Origin of the sequence: Pseudomonas sp. RIT-PI-o (assembly GCF_001297215.1) — a bacterium.
Taxonomy (GTDB): domain Bacteria; phylum Pseudomonadota; class Gammaproteobacteria; order Pseudomonadales; family Pseudomonadaceae; genus Aquipseudomonas; species Aquipseudomonas moraviensis_A.
The window spans coordinates 500,783-522,146 of the sequence record NZ_LHPA01000011.1; the positions used below are offsets into that span (position 1 = coordinate 500,783).

Annotated in this window: 2 protein-coding genes; both read right to left on the minus strand. The window is 65.2% G+C overall.

All coding sequences use genetic code 11. From position 1 onward, the window contains the following. Entirely contained in the window at window positions 1-8,298 is an 8,298-nt protein-coding gene (locus tag AEQ63_RS04845; protein WP_064361989.1) for a non-ribosomal peptide synthetase, read from the minus strand. Next, window positions 8,295-21,260: a non-ribosomal peptide synthetase gene (locus tag AEQ63_RS04850; protein ID WP_064361990.1), complete on the minus strand. Its 12,966-nt coding sequence runs from the start codon at window positions 21,258-21,260 to the stop codon at window positions 8,295-8,297. The genes AEQ63_RS04845 and AEQ63_RS04850 overlap by 4 nt, the downstream gene beginning before the upstream one ends. Window positions 21,261-21,364: the final 104 nt, after the last annotated feature.

Sequence of the window (21,364 nt, forward strand, 5' to 3'; positions counted from 1 at the left end):
TCAGGAGAGCATTGCCTTGGCCGGCCGTTTCAGACCCTCGTGCCACCACGCGGCGAAATTCAATACGTTGGGTGCCTTGAGCAACGTGAAATGGTTGCCCGGGCCGTACCACACCGTCAGATCCGTCACCTCGCGACGCCAGCCTTCGATCATCGCCGCCTGCTCGCGCTGATTGCCCGCCGCATCCAGTGTCGGATCGTCAACCAGCGCCAGGCGCACCGGGCCGCTGTAACGCTGACGCGGTTGATAAACCGTGCGCAGGGCGCTGGCGAAGGTGCGCGTCGAGCCAAGCAAGGACTGCGGCGTTGTCCGCGCCGACAGCACCCCCGCACGCACCATGCCTTCGTGCAACAAACGCAATTGCGTGGAGTCATCGGCCTCGGAGAAAACCTCGGCATCGATGCCCAGGGAGGTGCCTGACGACAGTTGCAACGCCTCGATCAGCCGCTGCAATGCAGCGGTCGCGGTGTAGGGTTTGCCGATCACCCCGTTGCCGCCGGGGGATTCGCTGTCGATCAGCGTCAATGACGCCACTTCGCGCCCCTCGGCCTGCAATTGCGCGGCCATGGCATGCGCCACCCAGCCGCCGAAGGAATGCCCGATCAAGTGCAACGGCCCGTGCGGATAGAGTCGCTCAATAGCGCGCAGGTAAAACCGCGCCGCCACCTCGACCTGACTGTGCGGCACCGCGCCGCCGTCCAGCCCGCGCGGTTGCAGACCATGGATCGGCCACTCGGAACCGAGGGCTTCGCTCAGATGAATGAAACCGGTGACACTGTCGCCGGCACCCGGCACGCAGAAGATCGGCGCCCGGGCACTGTCGCCAGTCTGGATGGTCACCAACGGTTGATAGACCGGCAATGCCGGCGCCTGGGCCGCCTCCAGTGCCTGACCGATGGCCTGACCCAGCGCTTGAATATGCGGCGCTTTCATCATGCTCTGGTGATCGCCGGGCACATCGATGCAGTGCAACTCGGCATCTGGCAGATCTTCGGCCCAGCCGAGGGTCGGGCTGAGCGGCGCCATTGCCGCCGAACGTTGCTGCGCGCGGAACACATGCAGCGGCACCGGCAGCGGACTGATGCGGTAATGCGCCAGCGCATGTCCGTGCGCCACTTCGCGATCAAGGTAATGCCAGGCATCCGCTGCCGAGGCAACCGACAACTCGGGATGGAGCAATTGCTGCTGTTGGCAGCGCTCGAGCAGTTCGGCGAAGGTCAGGCTTTCCAGTTCGGCTTGCAACGCTGTCAGCGCCGTCAACCCGCGCTGGCCATCGTCGCCAAGGCCAAGCCAGTGCGCGGTGCAATGCAGAAGCAATTGGCGCTTGTGCACGTGGGCATCGTTCCAGCGAGCCTTGTGCGGATCGGCCAGGCGCGGCACATAGCTGTCGATCAGGCCGATGAACTCGACCCTTTCGTCCAGCCCCAGCAATTGCTGGGCGACTTCATAAGCCAGCACCCCGCCAAACGACCAGCCTGCCAATCGATAAGGCCCGTGGGGCTGTCTGCGACGAATGATCCCGACCATGCGTGTGGCCAGGCATTCGAGGGTGCGCAGTTGCGTCTGGCCGAACTCGATGCCGGGCAAACCGTAAATCGGAAAACTCCCATCGATGTGCCGTCCCAGCGCCGGGAAATACACATCGCGACCGCTGAATTCATGCACCAGAAACAACGGCGTGCCGTGATCGCCAGCGCGTACCACGATCAGCCCCGGTTCCTCCTCGATAACGCCGTCACGTTCAGCGAGCAGCGCAGCCGCCGCCTCGATGCTCGGGTGCTGGAACAGCTCGGCCAGGGTCATCGGCAGACCGGCCTGCTGCATCTCGTTGACCAGCCTCACTGCCAGCAACGAATGCCCGCCCAGTTCGAAGAAGTTGTCGTGGCGACCCACCCGTTCAACCTGGAGAACCTCGCGCCACAACTCGGCGAGGCGGCTTTCCACGGCATTGCCCGGCGCCTCGTACACACGATTGAGCATTGCCTCTTGCGTCGGTGCCGGCAGGGCCTTGCGATCAATTTTGCCGTTGTTGTTCAGCGGCAACGTCGCCAGTCGCACCCACGCTGACGGCACCATGTATTCCGGCAGCCGGGCCTGCAACAACGCGCGCAGCGTGGCGCTTTGCAGCTCGGCATCGGCGGCGCTGTAATAAGCGACCAAGCGTGTTTGCGTGCCGTCTCGCCGCGCCAGTACCACCGCCTCTTTAACGCCGGGGCAACTGAGCAGGCGGTTTTCGATCTCGCCCAGCTCGATGCGGAAACCGCGAATCTTCACCTGATCGTCATTGCGACCGATGCACTCAAGTTGCCCCGGCGCGAGCCAGCGCACCAGATCGCCGGTGCGGTACATCATCGCTTCGGGCCGGCGGCTGAACGGGTCGTGGAGGAATTTCTCCGCCGTCAGCTCGGGACGATTGAGGTAACCCAGGGCAACGCCCTGCCCGCCGATGTACAACTCACCGGTAACGCCGAACGGTACCGGTTGCTGACAGCCATCAAGCACATACACCTGAGTGTTGGAAATCGGCCCGCCGATCGACACGCTGTCGGCATCCTCGGCGACGCTCTGCACGGCAAACGTGGTGGCGTAAGTGGTGGTTTCCGTTGGCCCGTAGCAATGCACCAGACGCAGCTCCGGCGCCTCGGCGCGCAACTTGCGAAACGCCGCCGGATCGCCGCGCTCGCCGCCGCAGAGCAGAATGCGCAAGCCCTTGAGGGCGTCGGGAATCAGCTGCACATACTGGTTGAACAGCGCGGTGGTGACGAACAGGATGCTCGCGCCGCTGCGCTTGAGTTCGGCGCCGAACGCCTGCGGATCGAGCAAGGTGGCATGCTCGATGATCGCCACCCGCGCGCCGTTGAGCAGTGCGCCCCAGACGTCCATGGTGCTCGCGTCGAATGCCGGGTTGGAGGCGAATGCCACGCAGTCCTGCCGATTGAAATCGGCGTAGCCGTTGTTGATCACCAGCCGCGTGATCGCCCGGTGCGGGACCATCACGCCTTTGGGCATGCCGGTGGAGCCGGAGGTGTACATGATGTACGCCAGCGACTCTGCCGACTGCGGCAGATCCGGGTTGTGGCTGGGCTGAGCGCCGAGCGCCAGCCGATCGAGATCGATGCGCCGTGCGGCAAACGTCAGCGTGGTTGTGCTGTGGCTCAGCAGCGCGGCCGCCTGGCAATCCTGGACCATGAACGCCAGACGCTCGCTCGGTGCATGAATATCCAGCGGCACCCACGCTGCCGCGCACTTGCCGATCGCCAGTTGCGCGATCAGCAGATCCAGCGAGCGCGGCAACAGGATCGCCACCGCATCGCCGGGTTTCACGCCCTCGCCGAGCAAATGATGCGCCAGCCGATTGGCCCTGCGGTTCAACTCGGCATAGCTTAGCGTCTGCTCGCCATGCAGCGCGGCGACAGCGTCGGGTTGTTGCAAGGCCAGTGCTTCGAACAACCGCTGCACCGTGTCGTTCTGCGGGTACTCGCGCTCGGTGTCATTGAAGTCCACCAGCAAGCGCTGGCGTTCTTCGTCCTGCACCAGCGGCACCTGATCGAGCAGCGCCTGATCGTTGGCAACCATGGCCTGCAGCAATTGCCGCAGGTAACCGACGAAACGCTGCACCGTGGCTTCATCGAACAGCGCCGTGGCGTATTCCAGCCAGCCGCCAATGCCCTCGGGCGTGTCGCCGAGGGTCAAGGTCAGGTCGAACTTGGCAAAGTGACTCGGCTCGGCCACCGCTTCCAGGGTCAGATCGCCCAGGGCCAGCGCCGGGCCGTCGCCGTTGCGCCAATTGAACATGGTCTGGAACAACGGACTGTGCGCCAGACTTCGCACCGGCCGGGTGATTTCCACCACTTGTTCGAACGGCAGATCCTGATGCGCCTGGGCTTGCAACGTCAGCGCCTTGACCCGCGCTAGCAGCGCTGCGCCGGTCAACTCGCCGGAGGTGTCGATGCGCAGCGCCAGGGTGTTGACGAACAGGCCGATCATGCCCTCGACTTCGACCCGATTGCGGTTGGCCACCGGCGAGCCGACGACCACATCGGTCTGCCCGGCCAGACGCCCGAGCAATACTGCCCAGGCGCTGAGCAGGGTCATGTACAACGTCACGCCGTGGCGCTGGCTCAAGGCCTTGAGCCCGGCGCTCAAACGCTCATCCAGTTGCAGGTCAATGCTGCTGCCGGCGTAGTCCTGCTGCGCCGGTCGCGGCCGATCGGTGGGCAGGGTGAGCAAGGCCGGCACCTCGCGCAGGGCGCGTTGCCAGTATTCGCTCTGACGCTGCAATACCTCCCCGCTCAACCAGCGCCGCTGCCACACCGCGTAGTCACTGTATTGCAGGGTCAGCGCCGGCAACGGATCGTCTTCGCCCTGACTGAACGCCTGATACAACGCCATCAGTTCACGGGTCAGCACACCCATCGACCAACCGTCGGAAATGATGTGGTGCAAGGTCAGCAGCAGCACGTGATGATCATCGGCCAGACGCACCAGACGCCCGCGTATCAGCGGGTCATCAAGCAGATCGAACGGCCCCGAGGCTTCGCCCTGAATCAGCGCCTGCAACGCCTCGTCCGCCTGCGAGTGCTGGCGCAGATCCTCGACGCGCAACAGCAGGCCGCTGTCGACCGGCGCGATCAGCACCTGAGCGTCGCCATCCAGCGGAGCGAAGCGGCTGCGCAATGTCTCGTGGCGCGCGACGATACGCGCCAGCGCGCGTTGCAGGGCAGCGGCGTCGAGGGCACCGCGCAAGCGCAGGGCGATCGGGATGTTGTAGGCGGTGTTGGCGCCCTCCATCTGCGTCAGAAACCAGAAGCGCTGCTGCGAAAACGACAGCGGCAGCGCCGTTTCACGTGGTACCGGCAGGATCGGCGGTTGCGTGCAGCGCCCGGCCTCGGTCAACACCTGCGCCACCGCCGCCAGCTCGGCGTTGGCAAACAGGTCGCTGAGCACCAGCTCGACGCCCAGTCGCTGCCTGACCTGCGCGACCATGCGCATGGCCAGCAGCGAATGCCCGCCCAGTTCGAAGAAATGATCCTCGCGCCCTACCCGCTCGACCTGCAACACCTCGGCCCAGATGTCCGCCAGTGCGGTCTCCACTTCGCCCTGCGGCGCGGCGTATTCGCGGGCGAACAGCGCCGAGCGTTCGGGTTTCGGCAGGGCCCTGCGGTCGAGTTTGCCGTTGGCGGTCAGCGGCAGTTCGTCGAGTTTGACCAGGGCGGACGGCACCATGTATTCCGGCAGTTGGCTCAGCAGCAGCGCGCGCAGTTCAGCCACGGCCAGTGCCTGCACCTGAGCCTGCTCGGTGAAATACGCCACCAGCCGCGGCTGCCCCGGCTGATCCTCACGGGCCACGACCACCGCTTGCTGAATTCCGGGCAGCTGATTGAGGCGGTTTTCGATCTCTCCCGGTTCGATGCGCACGCCGCGAATTTTCACCTGATCGTCGTTGCGCCCGAGGTACTCCAGAGTGCCGTCGCAGCGCCAGCGCGCAAGGTCGCCGGAGCGGTACATGCGTGCATGCGGCGCACTGCTGAATGGATCGCGCAGAAAGCGTTCGGCGGTCAGCTGCGGCTGGTTCAGATAACCCCGGGCGACGCCGCTGCCGCCGATATACAACTCGCCGACCGCGCCGATCGGCACCGGGCGCTGTTGCTCGTCGAGCAGATACACCGTGGCATTGCTCACCGGTTTGCCGATGTGCAACGCATCAGCGCTGTCGATGCGCCCGGAAGTGGCGACCACCGTGGTCTCGGTCGGGCCGTAATTGTTGATCACGTCGAAACGCTGGTTGCGCGAGAACTGGCGCAAGCGGTCGCCGCCGATCAGCAGCGTGCGCAAGGTCGGGTGTTCCAGGTGTTGGCTGAAGGCGTATTCGGCCACCGGCGTGGGCAGGAAACTCACGTCCAGCGGCTGCGCGCGCCACCAGTCGAGCAAGACGTCGATGTCTTCGCTGCCGTCATGGGCCGGCGCAATGTGCAAGGTCGCCCCCGCGCACAGCGCCGGCCAGACCTCCCAGGCCATGGCATCGAAACCGAATCCGGCAAGGCTCGAAGTGTGGCGGCCGGCACACAGGTCAAAGGCCGCACAGTGCCAATCGACGAGGTTGGACAGGGTGTGGTGTTCAACCATCACGCCCTTGGGCAAACCGGTCGAGCCGGAGGTGTAGATCACGTAGGCCAGATGGCTGGCCTGCAGATTCGGCAGCTGCGGGTTGCGGGTGATGCCCAGCGGCCAGGTGCGCGGGTCGAGATTGAGCACCGGCACCGCCAGCAGCGGCAAGCGGTCGCGCAGATCGGCGCTGGTCAACACCGCGACCGGGGCACTGTCGCGCAGCAGATGCAGCAGGCGTTCGGCCGGGTGCGCCGGATCGACCGGCACATAACCGGCGCCGGCCTTGAGGATCGCCAGCAAACCCACCAGCGCGTGCACCCCGCGGCGCGCGACGATGGCAACGCGGTCATCAGGCTGCACGCCCAAGTCGATCAACTGGTGCGCCAGCGCATTGGCCCGGTGGTTCAACTCGGCAAACGTCAGCGACTCGCCCAGATGCACTGCCGCCAGCGCATCCGGCCGCGCCAGCACTTGCGCTTCGAAACGCTGCTGGATCGGCAGCGCCGCCGGGTAATCGACCTGACTGGCATTGAACCCGTGCAACAGTTGCTCGCGTTCGGCGGCGGGCAGTACCGACAACCGATTCAGCGGCGTCTCCGGCGCGTGTTCCAGCGCCGACAGCACTTGTTCCACTGCGTGCAGCAGATAGGCGCAGAGACGTTCACCCTCAACGGCGCGAGTGGCCAGCAAGGTCAGGCTGAAGCGGTCGCCGAAGTCATCGATGCTCAGGGTCAGCGGATAATTGGTGCGTTCTTCCGAACGCAGCACGCTGATGCCTTCCCACGCGGCAAGTGCTTCGGAGCTGGCACTGCCGCTGGAAGCGCTGTGCCGATAGTTGAGCAGCGTGCTGAACAACGGCGACGACGCGACCACGCCACTGCAACGCTGCGCCAATGCCAGCGGCGCATGTTCGTGACGCATCAGCGTGGTCAGCCGCGCGTGGGTGGCCTTGATCGCCTCACTGACCGCCAGCGCCGTGATGTCGACCCGCAGCGGCAAGGTGTTGATGAAGATGCCCAGCGCTCGTTCGGTGCCTTCGGCGTTGTGCATGCGCCCCATCAGCACCGTGCCGAACACCACGCTCGCTTGCCCGGTGAGGGCGCTCAGCACCTGGCCCCAACCGAGGTGGAACAGGCTGGCGACGCTGACGCCCTGGCGGCGTGCCTGCGCGCGCAAGCGACGCTCCAGTGGCGGCTCGAGCGCCTGACTGAATTCGACGATGTCACTGCCGTCGCCGTGCACACTCTGCAAGCCGTAGGGCAGCGTCGGCTGGTCGATGTCAGCCAGCATGTCGCGGAAAAACGCTTCGTGTTGCGCCTCGCTGATGCCCAGACGCGCCTGCGCCACGTAATTGCGAAACGGCACCGGCGCGCCCAACCGCGCGGCGTGCCCGCTCAGGCAAGCCTGCAGTTCCTCGCTGACCACCGCCAGTGCCGAGTGGTCCATCGCCATGTGATGAAACAGCAGCATGGCGACGATGCGTTGCTCGCGTTCATCCCAGGCATGCGCCAGCCGCAGCAGCGGCGCGCGGGTGACGTCGAGGCGAAACTCGCGGGCGTCGAAACGGGCGTGCAATTGTGCCAACGCATCGCCGCCATCGGCCTCCAGCCGCACTTCTTCCAGCGGCAGGCGCGCCTCACGCATGACCACTTGCAACGGCGTATCGAGACCTTCCCAGAACACTGCGGTGCGCAGGATGTCGTGGCGGTCAATGACCGTCTGCAAGGCATCGACGAATGCCTGCAAACGCTGCGCCCCGCTGAACGCGAAATGCGCCTGCATGACGTAGGGGTCGCCGTGTTGCGCGCTGACGTGGTGATAGAGAATGCCTTCCTGCAACGGCGTCAGCGGATAGATGTCCTGCACGTTGGCAGCGCCGCCGGGAATGCCTTGGAGAAGCTGATCGAGGCTCTCCTGGCTCAGTTGCGCGAGGGTCAGCATTGCCGGGGTGATGTGGGTGCAGCCGGCCGCAATACCATTGGCCGGCACCTCGACCTGGCCGACCCTGGCCGCTGAATATTCGCCGGCCTTGATCAGCTCGATCAGCGCCGCCTTGTGTTCGCGCAACGAAGCCAGCAATGCCGGATCGCCCAGCGCTTGCTTGTTGCCATTGACGCGCAACTGGTCGTCCGTGACCGTCAACTGGATGTCGCGGGCTTTGAGTGTCGCCAACAAGGGATTGAGGTTCACAGGACGATCTCCATTCTTTCCGTGATTGCTGCGTAACCGGCCAGCGTCGGTTGTTCGAACAACGCCCGCACGTCAGCCTCCATGCCTTCCTGTTGCAGCCGGCCGACCAGACTCACCGCCAGCAACGAATGCCCGCCCAGCTCGAAAAAGTGGTCATGCCGCCCTACCCGTTCGACATTGAGCAACTCGCACCACAGCCGCGCCAGGGTGATTTCCACCTCGCCGACCGGCGCCTCATACGGCCGGCTGATCAGCGCATCCTGGTTCGGTGCGGGCAACGCCTTGCGATCGAGTTTGCCGTTGGGGCTGAGCGGCAACCGATCGAGATGAACGAAGGTCGCCGGGACCATATAGTCCGGCAAACCGTGCAGTAACGTCGCACGCAGGATGTCGATGTCCAGCCGCGAGCCGGTGTAGTACGCCACCAGGCGTTTGTCCCCCGGCACGTCTTCGCGGGCCACTACCGCCGCCTCCTGGACGCCGTCGATCCGGCTCAGGCAGGCCTGGATTTCACCCAGTTCGATGCGCAGGCCGCGAATCTTCACCTGATCGTCATTGCGCCCGAGGTATTCGATATTGCCGTCGGCACGATAGCGAGCGATATCGCCGGTGCGGTACATACGCGCTTGCGCCTGGGCGCTGAACGGGTCGCGCAGGAAGCGTTCGGCGCTGAGCTCGGCGCGGTTCAGATAGCCGCGCGCCACCTGCACGCCACCGATATACAGCTCGCCGACAACGCCTTGCGGCACCGGTTGTTGCTGCGCGTCGAGGATGTACATCCGCGTGTTGGCGATCGGTTTGCCGATCGGCGTATTGTCCGGCGTGTCCAGCAGCGGCCCGGCGCAATTCCACGCGGTGACGTCCACCGCCGCTTCGGTCGGGCCATACAGGTTGTGCAACTGACTGGCGGGCAACTGCTGTTTGAAACGCCGCACCAGACTGCCGGGCAACGCCTCACCGCTGCACATCACCTGGCGCAACCCGGCACAGCGCTCGGTCTGGCCGTGGGCGAGGAACACGTCGAGCATCGATGGCACAAAATGCACAGTCGTGACCTGTTCGCGCTCGATCAGCTCGCTCAGGTAGACCGGTTCCTTGTGCCCGCCAGGACGCGCCAGCAGCAGGCGTGTGCCGGTCATCAGCGGCCAGAAAAACTCCCAGACCGATACGTCGAAACTGAATGGCGTTTTTTGCAGCACGGTGTCCGCCGCCGTCAGCGCGCAGGCATCCTGCATCCACAGCAAACGGTTGACCACTGCGCCGTGCTCGTTGGCCACGCCTTTCGGTTGACCGGTCGAGCCAGAGGTGTAGATCACATAGGCCAGATTCGCCGACGTCAGGCCGCTGACCGGCGGATTGCTCGCCGGCAAATCGCGCCAGGTCTCCTGCTCCAGATTGATCACCGGCACTGCCAGTGCACCGGCCAGCGCGGCCGTGCTGCCTTGCACCAGCAGCGCCAGCGGTGCGCTGTCGGCAAGCATGTAGGCGATGCGTTCGGCCGGGTAGTCCGGGTCCAGCGGTACGTAAGCGCCGCCAGCCTTGAGGATCGCCAACAGGCCAACAACCATGGCGACACTGCGTTCGACGCAGATCGCCACCCGCGAGTCCGCCTGCACCCCGAGTCCGATCAGGTGGTGGGCCAGACGATTGGCGCGCTCGTTGAGTTGTTGGAAATCCACCCGTTGATCAGCCATCTGCACGGCGACGGCCTGCGGCGTGCGCAGCACTTGAGCTTCGAACAGGCCGTGCAGGGTTTCCTGCAAGTCGTAATCGACCGCCGTCGCGTTGAAGTCGAACAGCAAGCGCTGGCGCTCGGCATCCGGCAACACCGATAACTGCTCGATCGGTTGCTGCGGCGTCTGTTCCAAGGCATCGACCAAGCGCTGCAACGCTGTTTCCATATAGCGGCAGATGCGCAACGCACCGACCTCCGCCGAGGTGATCGCGCTGAGCCTGAAACCCGTGCCAAAGTCGTCGACGTTGAGGCTCAGCGGATAGTTGGTGCGTTCCTCGCTGTGCAAGGTCTCGATGCCTTGCCAAGCCGGGTGCGCTTGCGCTGGCGTCGCGCTGCCATGGCGATAGTTGAGCATCGCGCTGAACAACGGCGCCGGTGCGGCGATCCGGCTGCAACGCTGGGCCAGCGCCAGCGAAGCATGCTCATGCGCCAACAGGCCGGTGAGTTGCTCATGGGTGGCCGCCAGGGCCGCGCGCACCGTCTGCGCGCCCAAATCGACGCGCAGCGGCAAGGTATTGATGAACATGCCGAGCCCGCGATCCGCCCCCGCCCCGCCCTGCATCCGGCCCATCAGCACGGTGCCGAACACCACCCGCTGCTGGGCGGAGGTGGCGCCCAGGACTTGCGCCCAGGCCAGATGAAACACGCTGGCGACGCTCATGCCCAGCTGTCGCGCCTGACTGCGCAGACGCTGTGCCAGCGCATCGGGCAGTGCCAGCGCCGCTTCCTCATAAGTACCCGCCGCAGCATTGACCTCATGCAGACCGAACGGCAGCGTCGGTTCATCGACATCGCCGAGCATGTCGCGGAAGAACCCTTCGTGCTCCGCCTCACTGATGCCCAGCCGCGCCTGCGCTACATAGTTGCGGTACGGCGCCGCCGGGGGCAGCGAGCGCTGTTCGCCAGCGAGGCTGATCTGCATTTCTTCGCGCACGACTTCCAGTGCCGTGTGATCGAGGGCGATGTGATGGAACAACAGCAGGCCGGCCACTTGTCCGGTGGCCGGATCGCGGGCGTACAACAAGCGGATCAGCGGCGCCTTGCCGAGATCCAGCGAACGCGTCGACAGTTGCTCGAACGCGACTTCCTCCACCGGCAATTGCGCCTCGCGCCACACCACTTGCACCGGCGCGGCGAGGCCCTGCCAGACGATCGAAGTGCGCAGGATGTCATGGCGCGCCATGACCTGACGCAACGCACTGGCGAACGCCTCGACGCGCTCGACACTGGCGAACGTCAACCGTGAATGCAGCACGTACGGGTCGTTCTGCCCGGCGGTGATGTGGTGGTAGAGAATGCCTTCCTGCAACGGCGCCAGCGGGTAAATGTCCTGCACATTGGCCGCACCGCCCGGCACCGTGGCGACGATGCGCTCGATGCTGGCCTGATCCAGTTGCAGCAGACTGAGCATGTCGGGCGTGATGTAGGTGCAGTGCGCGGCGATGCCGTTGGCCGGCACCACAATCTCGCGGCCGCTGCCGACCGCCGCCGCCAGCGCCGCCAGTGTCGGCTGGTTGAACAGCACACGCACGTCGGTAGTCAGGTCGATCTGACGCATGCGTTCGATGACGCTGACCGCCAGCAACGAGTGCCCGCCGAGCTCGAAGAAGTTATCGTGGCGGCCAACCTGCGCAACCCTGAGCACCTCGCTCCAGATCTGCGCCAGCGCGGTTTCCACCGGTCCTTGCGGCGCTTGGTACTGACGGCTGAGCCAGGCGCTTTGCTCCGGTTCCGGCAAGGCCTTGCGGTCGAGTTTGCCGTTGGCGGTCAACGGCAAGGCGTCGAGGCGCACGTAGGCCGCCGGCAGCAACGCTTGCGGCAAGCGCGATTGCAAATGCTCACGCAGGTCCTCGAGATCGAGCGGCCCACGCGCGGTGAACCACGCCAGCAACTGCCCGTCGCGCACTTGTGCCACAGCGTCCTGCAGCGCCGGATGACTGGCCAGCGCCGCTTCGATTTCGCCGAGTTCCACGCGCACGCCGCGCAGTTTGACCTGATCGTCATTGCGCCCCAGATACTCCAGCGTGCCGTCGGTGCGCCAGCGCACAAGGTCGCCGGTGCGATACATGCGCGCCCCAGGCTCATGGCTGAACGGGTCGGCGAGGAAGCGCTCGGCGGTCAACTCATCGCGGTTCAGGTACCCCCTGGCCACGCCTGCGCCGGCGACGTACAACTCGCCTCTGACCCCAACCGGCAACAGCTGCTGCCGGCCATCGAGGACATACACCCTGGCATTTGCAATCGGTCGGCCAATATGCAACGCCTGCCCGGCCGCGATGCGCCCCGAGGTAGCCACCACCGTTGCCTCGGTCGGGCCGTAGTTGTTGATCACTTCGAAACTCTGGTCACGCGGGAATTGCCTGAGCTTGTCGCCGCCGATCAACAGCGTGCGCAAGGTCGGATGGCCCAGCTCGCGGCTGAAGGCATATTCCGCCACTGGCGTCGGCAGGAAGCTCACCTGCAACGGCTGCGCGCGCCACCATTCGAGCAACTCATCGAGGTGTTCATTGCCGATCGACGCCGGCGGCAGGTGCAACGTCGCGCCCACGCACAAGGCCGGCCAGACCTCCCAGGCCATGGCGTCGAAACCGAATCCGGCGACACTGGCGGTATGGCTGCCGGCGCGCAGATCGAAGGCTGCGGCGTGCCATTGCACCAGGTTTTCCAGGGTGCGGTGTTCGACCATTACGCCTTTTGGCTGGCCAGTGGAGCCCGAGGTGTAGATCACGTAGGCGAGATGATCGGCCGTCAAACCGCCGACTTCAGGATTGCGGTCCGGCCGGTCATGCCAACGCTCGTCGCCAAGATCGATCACCGGCACCGCCACCCTGCCCGGTTCCACGCCGGACACCAGCAGCGCCAGCGGTGCGCTGTCGGCCAGCAGATAGGCAATGCGTTCGGCCGGATGTGCCGGGTCGATCGGCACATAGGCCGCGCCAGCCTTGAGCACAGCGAGCATGGCCAGCAGCATGTGCGGGCCACGCCGGGTGGAAATCGCCACCCGCGCGTCGGGCCGAACGCCCAGCTCAAGCAGGTAATGCGCGAGGCGATTGGCCTGTTGATTGAGCTGCGCATAGGTCAGCTGGTGTTCGCCCGCGTGCAGCGCCAGCGCGTGCGGGTTGAGCAGCGCTTGCGCCTCGAACAGGCGCTGCACCGTCTGCGCTGGCGGGAAGGCCACAGCGCTGGCGTTGAACTGTGTGAGCACTCGTTCGCGCTCGGATGGCGGCAGGATCGCCAGCCGATCCAGTGCCTGTTCGGGATCCTGCTCCAGCGCCGCCACCAGCACTGCCAGCGCGCTGTGCATCAGCTCGCAGACCCGTTGCGCACCAACCTCGGCGGGCGTCAGCACCGACAAATCGAAGCCCTCGCCGAGATCGTTGATGCTCAGCGTCAGTGGATAATGGCTGCGCCCCTCATGAGCAAGAAACTCGATCCCCTGCCACGCCTCCCCGTCAGACTGGCGCGAGGCGCTGTGGCGATAATTCAGCACCGAACTGAACAGCGGCAACGGTGCGGCAAGCGCACTGCAACGCTGAGCGAGCGCGAGTGAAGCGTGTTCGTGACCGAGCAGCGCAGCCAGCCGCTGATGCACGCCGCGCAGTGTCGCACCGACGCTGGCCTCATCGACGTCGACACGCAACGGCAAGGTATTGATGAACATCCCCAGTGCCCGATCGGCCCCCGCACCGCCCTGCAGGCGACCGAGCAACACGCTACCGAACACCACGCGGGGCTGCCCGGCGGTGGCCGCCAGCACCTGCGCCCAGGCGAGGTGGAACAGACTGGCCGCGCTGACCCCGAAACTGCGCGCCTGCGCCCGCAAACGCCTGCTTAACTCAAGCGGCATTGCGCTGACATGCCCTTCGATGTCCCTGCCGTCATTTTCAACTTCACGCAAACCGAACGGCAGGGTCGGCTCGTCGACGTCGCCGAGCATCTCGCGGAAGAATATCTCGTGTTCCTGCTCGCTGACGCCGTGGCGAGCCTGCGCCACGTAATTGCGATACGGCGCTGCTGCGGGCAGTGGCTCGCTGTTGCCGAGCAAGCCGGCCTGCATCTCCTGCCGCACCACCTCCAGCGCCGTGTGATCGAGGGCGATGTGATGGAACAGCAACATGGCGACGACCCGTTTGTGCTCAGGGTCATCGGCATACACCAGGCGCATCAGCGGCGCCTGACCGAGGTCGAGGCGCCAGTGCCGGGCGGCGAAACGCCCTTGCAACTGGGCAAGCACATCACCTTCTGCCGGGTCCAGCGCCACACCGTCGACCGCTAACGGCGCCCGTCGCCAGACCACTTGCTGCGGGCTCGGCAATCCCTCCCAGACCACGCTGGTGCGCAGAATGTCGTGGCGCTCGATAATGCCCTGCAGGGCTTTGGCGAAGGCATACAGGCGGTCGATGTCGGCAAAGGCCAGACTCGATTGCAGCAGATACGGATCGCCCGCGCCGGCGCTGATGTGGTGATAAAGAATGCCCTCTTGCAACGGCGCCAGCGGATAAATGTCCTGCACGTTGGCCGCGCCGCCCGGCACCGTGGCGACGATGCGTTCGACACTGGCCTGGTCCAGTTCGCTCAGGCTCAACATGTCCGCGGTGATGTGGCGGCAGTCATCGGTAATGCGATTGGCCGGCACCTCGATTTCGCGACCGCTGCCCAGCGCCGCCGCCAGTGCGGCGAGGGTCGGCTGGCTGAACAGCACCCGCACATCGGCGCTCAGGCCGAGCTGGCGCAGGCGCTCGATCAGGCTGACGGCGAGCAACGAATGCCCGCCCAGTTCGAAGAAATTGTCATGCCGACCGACCTGCGCGACTTTGAGCAGATCGCTCCAGATCTGCGCCAACGCCTGCTCCAATGGACCTTGCGGCGCTGCGTATTCGTGGCTGAGCCAGGCGCTGTGATCCGGCTCCGGCAAGGCTTTGCGGTCAAGCTTGCCGTTGGCGGTCAGCGGCATCGCCTCGACGCGGACATAAGCGGCGGGAATCAGTGCCTCGGGCAGTCGGCTCTGCAAGTGGCGGCGCAGATCAGCGATGTCTACCGCGCTGCGCTCGCTGAACCACGCCAGCAAGCGCCCGTCACGCACCAGCACTACTACGTCTTGCACGGCGCTGTGCGTACTCAGCGCAGCTTCGATTTCCCCCGGCTCGATACGCACGCCGCGCAGTTTCACCTGATCGTCATTGCGCCCCAGATATTCGAGCGTGCCGTCGGCGCGCCAACGGGCAAGATCGCCAGTGCGATACATGCGCCCATGGGGCTCATCGCTGAACGGATCTTCGAGGAACATGTCGGCACTCAGTGCCGGGCGATTCAGGTAGCCACGAGCGACCCCGGCGCCACCCACATACAGTTCGCCCTGCACGCCCACTGGCACCGGTTGTTGCTGACTGTCGAGCAGATAGATTTTGGCATTGGCGATCGGCCGACCGATGTGCAACGCCTGCCCCGCCTCAATGCGCCCGGACGTCGCCACCACCGTGGCTTCGGTCGGCCCGTAGTTGTTGATCACGTCGAAGGTCTGGTTACGCGGGAACTGCCGGAGCTTGTCGCCGCCGATCAACAACGTGCGCAGGGTCGGATGGCCCAACTCGCGGCTGAACGCGTACTCGGCCACTGGGGTCGGCAGGAAGCTCACTTGCAATGGCTGCGCGCGCCACCATTCGAGCAATTCATCGAGGTGTTCATTGCCGATCGATGCCGGTGGCAAGTGCAGGGTCGCGCCCACGCACAAGGCCGGCCAGACCTCCCAGGCCATGGCGTCGAAACCGAACCCGGCGACGCTGGCGGTATGGCTGCCGGCATGCAGATCGAAGGCGGCGGCGTGCCAGTGCACCAGGTTTTCCAGGGTGCGGTGTTCGACCATTACGCCTTTTGGCTGGCCGGTAGAGCCGGAGGTGTAGATCACATAGGCGAGATGGGCCGGGGTCAGCGCCGGCAATTGCGGGTTGGCGTCGGACAAATTTGCCCAGCCGTTATTGTCCAGATCGATCAGCGGCACCGTGCCGAGCAAGTCGCGGGTCGAGGCCTCGGCCAGCACTGCCAGCGGATCGCAGTCCTGCAGCAGATAGGCGATGCGCTCGCGGGGATGGGCCGGATCGACCGGCACGTAAGCCGCGCCGGCCTTGAGAATTGCCAGCAACGCGACGAGCATCTGCGGGCTGCGGCGCAGGCATACGGCGACACGATCGTCCGGCTGCACGCCGAGGCCGATCAGGTGCTGGGCCAGACGATTGGCGCGCTGGTTCAGCTGCGCGTAACTCAGACGCTGCTCGCCCTGCACCGCCGCCCAGGCGTCGGGATTCGCCAGCGCTTGCGCTTCGACCAGGCGCTGCACGGTCTGCGCGGGCGGGAATGGTTGCGTGGTGTCGTTGAAGCCGAACAACACTTGTTGGCGTTCGCCCGGCGAAACAATCGACAACTGTTGCACGGGCAGCGTCGGCGAGTATTCGAGGGCGTTCACCAGACTGTGCAGTGCGGTTTGCAGATAATCGCAAACCCGCACGCCGTCCACCTGCGGCACCGCCTGCACGTTCAGCAGGAAACCATCGCCGAGGTCATCGACGCTGACCACCAGCGGATAATTGCTGCGCTCGCGGGAGCAGAGAATGTCGATGCCGTCCCATTCCACTGCAGCCGCGTCCGCCTGACTGTGACGGTAATTGAGCAGCGTGCTGAACAGCGGCGACGTCGCGGCGACACCGCTGCAGCGCTGGGCCAACGCCAGTGACGCCTGCTCGTGGCCGAGCAACTGCGCCAGGCGTTGGTGGGTGACACGCACGCTGTCCTGCACCGATTCGGCGCCGACAGTGACGCGCAATGGCAAGGTGTTGATGAACATGCCCAACGCACGATCGGCGCCAGCGCCGCCCTGCATGCGCCCCAGCAGAACGGTGCCGAAGACCACGTCCTGCTGACCGGAAACCTGCGCCAGCACCTGTGCCCAGGCCTGATGCACGAGACTGGCGATGCTGATGCCGAGGCGCCGCGACACCCCGCGCAAACGTTGTCCGAGGCCGTCGTCGAGGGCCAATTGGCTGTCAACGATGGCGCTGCCGTCGCCGAGCACATCCTGCACACCGAACGCCAGTGTCGGCTCGCTGATGTCGCCGAGCATGTCGCGAAAGAACTCCGCGTGCGCTTCGTCATCGGCGCCGGCGCGGGCCTGGGCCACGTAATTGCGGTATTGCACGGCTGGCGGCAGATCATCCGTGCGCCCGAGCAGCAGGTCGTTCATTTCCGCCACCAGCACTTCGAGTGCGGTGTGGTCGAGGACGATGTGATGCATCAGCAGGATGCCGACCCAGCGCTGATTGGCCTGGTCTTCGGTATAGGCAAAACGCATCAGCGGCGCCTGGGTCAGATCGAGGCGATAGTGACGCGGATCGAAACGCGCCTGCATCTGCTCCAGTGCGTCGCCGGCAAGCTCGTCGGCATCGACCCGCTCAAGATTCAGCGGCGCCTCGCGCCAGACCACTTGCACCGGCGCCTCCAGCCCCTCCCAGACCACGCTGGTGCGCAGAATGTCATGACGGGTAATCACGCTGTTCAAGGCGCGCACGAAGTCCTTGATCTGCGCCAGGCCGGCAAAGGCAAATTGCGCCTGCAGCACGTAGGGATCGCCGCTGTGGCTGGCGAGGTGGTGGTAGAGAATGCCCGCCTGCAACGGTGCCAGTGCGTAGATGTCCTGAACATTGCCGACACCGCCGGGCACACTGGCGATCACTGTGTCGATGCCAGCCTGATCGAGATCGGCCAACGGCAATTGCTCCGGGGTGATCGCCGTGCAACCGGCTCCGATACGATTGGCCGGTACGGCATGCACTTGTGTCGCGCCGAGGGTAGCCGCCAGCGCCGCCACGCTTGGCTGGCCGAACAGCACCCGCACATCGCAGTGCAAGTCGTGTTGACGCATGCGTTCGATCAGCTTCACCGCCAGCAGGGAATGCCCGCCGAGCTCGAAAAAGTTGTCATGCCGACCCACCTGCTCGACCCCGAGCAGGCTCTGCCAAATGCCGGCAATCAGGCTTTCCACCGCGCCTTGCGGCGTCTCGAATCCGCGTCGCGCAAACGCATCACTGTCCGGCGCCGGCAGTGCCTTGCGGTCGAGTTTGCCGTTGGCGGTCAGCGGCAAGGCGTCGAGGCGCACAAAGGCGCTGGGCACCATGTAGTCCGCCAGCGAGTCGAGCAGCGTATCGCGCAGCTGCGCCACGCTCGGTTCTTCGCCTTCGGCAGCGGTCCAGTACGCCACCAGTCGCGTGTCGCCGGGGCTGTCTTCGCGGGCGATGACCACGGCGTCGCGCACACCGGCGCAGGCCGACAGGCGTGCCTGGATCTCGCCGAGCTCAATGCGAAAACCGCGGATCTTCACCTGATCATCGTTGCGCCCCAGATAGTCGAGACTGCCGTCGGCGGCCCAGCGCGCCAGATCCCCGGTTTTGTACAGGCGCGCATCGGCGGCGCGGCTGAACGGATCACGAATGAAGCGCTCGGCGGTCAGCTCAGGACGGTTGAGATATCCGCGCGCCACGCCCGCGCCACCGACATACAACTCGCCGGTCACACCGACCGGCACCGGTTCGCCTTGAGGATCGAGCACATACAGTTGCAGGTCGGCAATCGGCCCGCCGATCGGGCTGACACCGACCAATTGCGCATCGGCGGCCTGCAGCGGCCGATAGGTCACGTGCACGGTGGTTTCGGTGATGCCGTACATGTTCACCAACCGCGTGCCGGCGTTGCCGACCCGGGCGTACCACGGTTTGAGCAGTCCCGGCTCAAGTGCCTCGCCGCCGAAAATCACTTCACGCAGCGAATGCTGCAACCCACTGCGGCCCTGCGCGGCGATCAACTGGCGGAACGCGCCAGGGGTCTGATTGAGCACGGTGACGCCGCTGCGGCACAGCAGCGCATAGCATTCATCGGGCGCACGACTGACGGTTTGTGGAACCAGCAACAGTTGCCCGCCGAAGGCCAGCGCCCCCCAGATTTCCCACACCGAGAAATCAAAGGCGAACGAGTGGAACAGCGCCCAGACGTCGCGCTCATTGAACTGAAACCAGTGCGCTGTGGCGCAAAACAGCCGCGCCACGTTGCGATGCTCGACCATGACGCCCTTGGGCAAACCGGTGGAGCCGGAGGTGTAGATCACATAGGCCAGACTCGCCGGAGTGAGCCCGGCGATCTGCGGATCGCGCTCGGATTCGCCGCGCAGAGTGTGATCGTCGAGATCGATCAGCGGCACTGGCAGCGCGCCGACCCGCTCTCGGGTGGCGGCTTGCAGCAGCAGTGCCACCGGGGCGCTGTCCTGCAGGGTGAAAGCGATTCGCTCCTGCGGATAGGCCGGGTCGATCGGCACATACGCGGCGCCGGCCTTGAGCACACCGAGCAGGCCGATGAGCATTTGCGGGCCACGCTCGACGCAGATCGCCACGCGATCATCCGGGCGAATTCCCAGCCCCAGCAGATGATGAGCGACTTGGTTGGCACGGTGATTGAGTTCGCCGTAGCTGAGGCTCTGCCCGTCGAACAGCAACGCGGTGGCATCCGGCCGGGCCTGGGCGTGCGCTTCGAACTGCTGATGAATCAATGGCGTATCGGGGAAATGCGCAAGCGCTGCATGGGCGCCGTGCAAGAGCCGTTCGCGCTCGGCGGCCGGCAGAATCCGGACGCTGTGCAGCGGCGTCGGCGTGCTCGTCTGCAACGCATCGACCAGGCCTTGCAGGGTGGTCTGCAGATAATCGGCGATGCGTTGCGCGCCCAGACTCGACTCCGCGAGTGCGGTGATACGCAAGTCTTCGCCCAGGTCATCGATGTTGACGGTCAGCGGATAATTGGTACGTTCGCGCGCGCCCAGCACTTGCACGCCCGGGGCGATCTCGATGATTTCGGCGACTTCATCGACGCTGCTGTGACGGTAGTTGAGGATCGCGCTGAACAGCGGCGTCGGCACTGCCACCGCACTGCAACGTTGCGCCAGCGCCAGCGAGGCTTGCTCATGGCCGAGCAGCGCGGTCAGGCGGCGATGGGTCAACAGCACGCCGGCGCGCACGTCGTCGGCGCCGACATCGACCCGCAGTGGCAAGGTGTTGATGAACATCCCCAGCGCGTGTTCACCACCCTCGCCGGCCGCCATGCGCCCGAGCAGCACGGTGCCGAACACCACCGCCGTGCGCCCGGACAATTCGCCGAGAACCCGCGCCAGGGCCAGGTGCATGACACTGGCCACGCTCACCCCCAGTTGCCGCGCCTGCTCGCGCAATTGGCGACTCAGGGCGCCGTCGAGCAGCAGCGAGACTTCTTCGATCGAGTGGCCGTCGCCCTGCACATCGCGCAAGCCGCAGGGCAGCGTCGGCTCGTCGATGTCGGCGAGCATCTCGCGGAAAAATGCCTCGTGGGCCGATTCATTTGCGGCCAGCCGCGCCCGCGCCAGATGATCGCGATACGGCACTGGCGCCGCCACTTGCGCGCTGTGCCCGAGCAGAAACGCCTGGGCTTCGCGACGGATCACGTCCAGCGCCAGGTGATCCATGATCAGGTGATGGAACAGCAACAAGGCAACCACGCGGCCATTGCCCGGATCGTCGGCAAACACCAGGCGCAGCAGCGGTGCCTGCCGCACATCGAGACGGAAATGCTGCGGGTCGTGGCGCTGCAACAGTTGCTCGAGCACCTCGCCATTGCCGTTCAATTCGAGCTCTTCGCAGTGCAGCGCAGCCTTGCGCTGGACCACTTGCAACGGTTCGTCCAGGCGCTCCCAGACAAACGAAGTGCGCAGGATGTCGTGGCGGCCGATCATCCATTGCAGCGCATCGGAAAAGGCATGCAGGCGCTCACGATTGACAAAGGCAAAGCGCGCCTGCGACACGTACGGGTCGCCCGCCGCTGCCGCCAGATGCAGATAAAGCATGCCCTCTTGCAAGGGCGCCAAGGGGTAGATGTCCTGCACATTCGCCGCACCGCCCGGCACACCGGCGACAATGCGGTCGAGGCTGACCTGATCGAGCGCCACCAGCGGCAGCATGTCCGGGGTGATGCGATAAGCCGGACTCAACCAGTCACCGTTGTGCTGCGCGACCAGTTCCAGCAGTTGTGCCTTGTGAGCGGCGAGGCTGTCCCACAACGCATCATCCAGCGCGTCGTCACTGCCCAGAATGACCAGGTCTTCATCTTCCTGTTGAAGGCGGATCGCATGGGTCGAAATAACTGCCATCAGTTCGCTGAAATGCATGGGATAACCTGCTGTAAAGACAAGAAAAAAGGCGCACGCAGCAGCGAGTCCGTGCTCACCGCGCGCAGCCCGGAAAAACTAAAACATCGGCGCGGCGCTGTCTG

Bases quoted from the DNA above. Each gene is read 5' to 3' on its own strand.
- AEQ63_RS04850 (WP_064361990.1), bottom strand. From the start codon at position 21,260: ATGCATTTCAGCGAACTGATGGCAGTTATTTCGACCCATGCGATCCGC.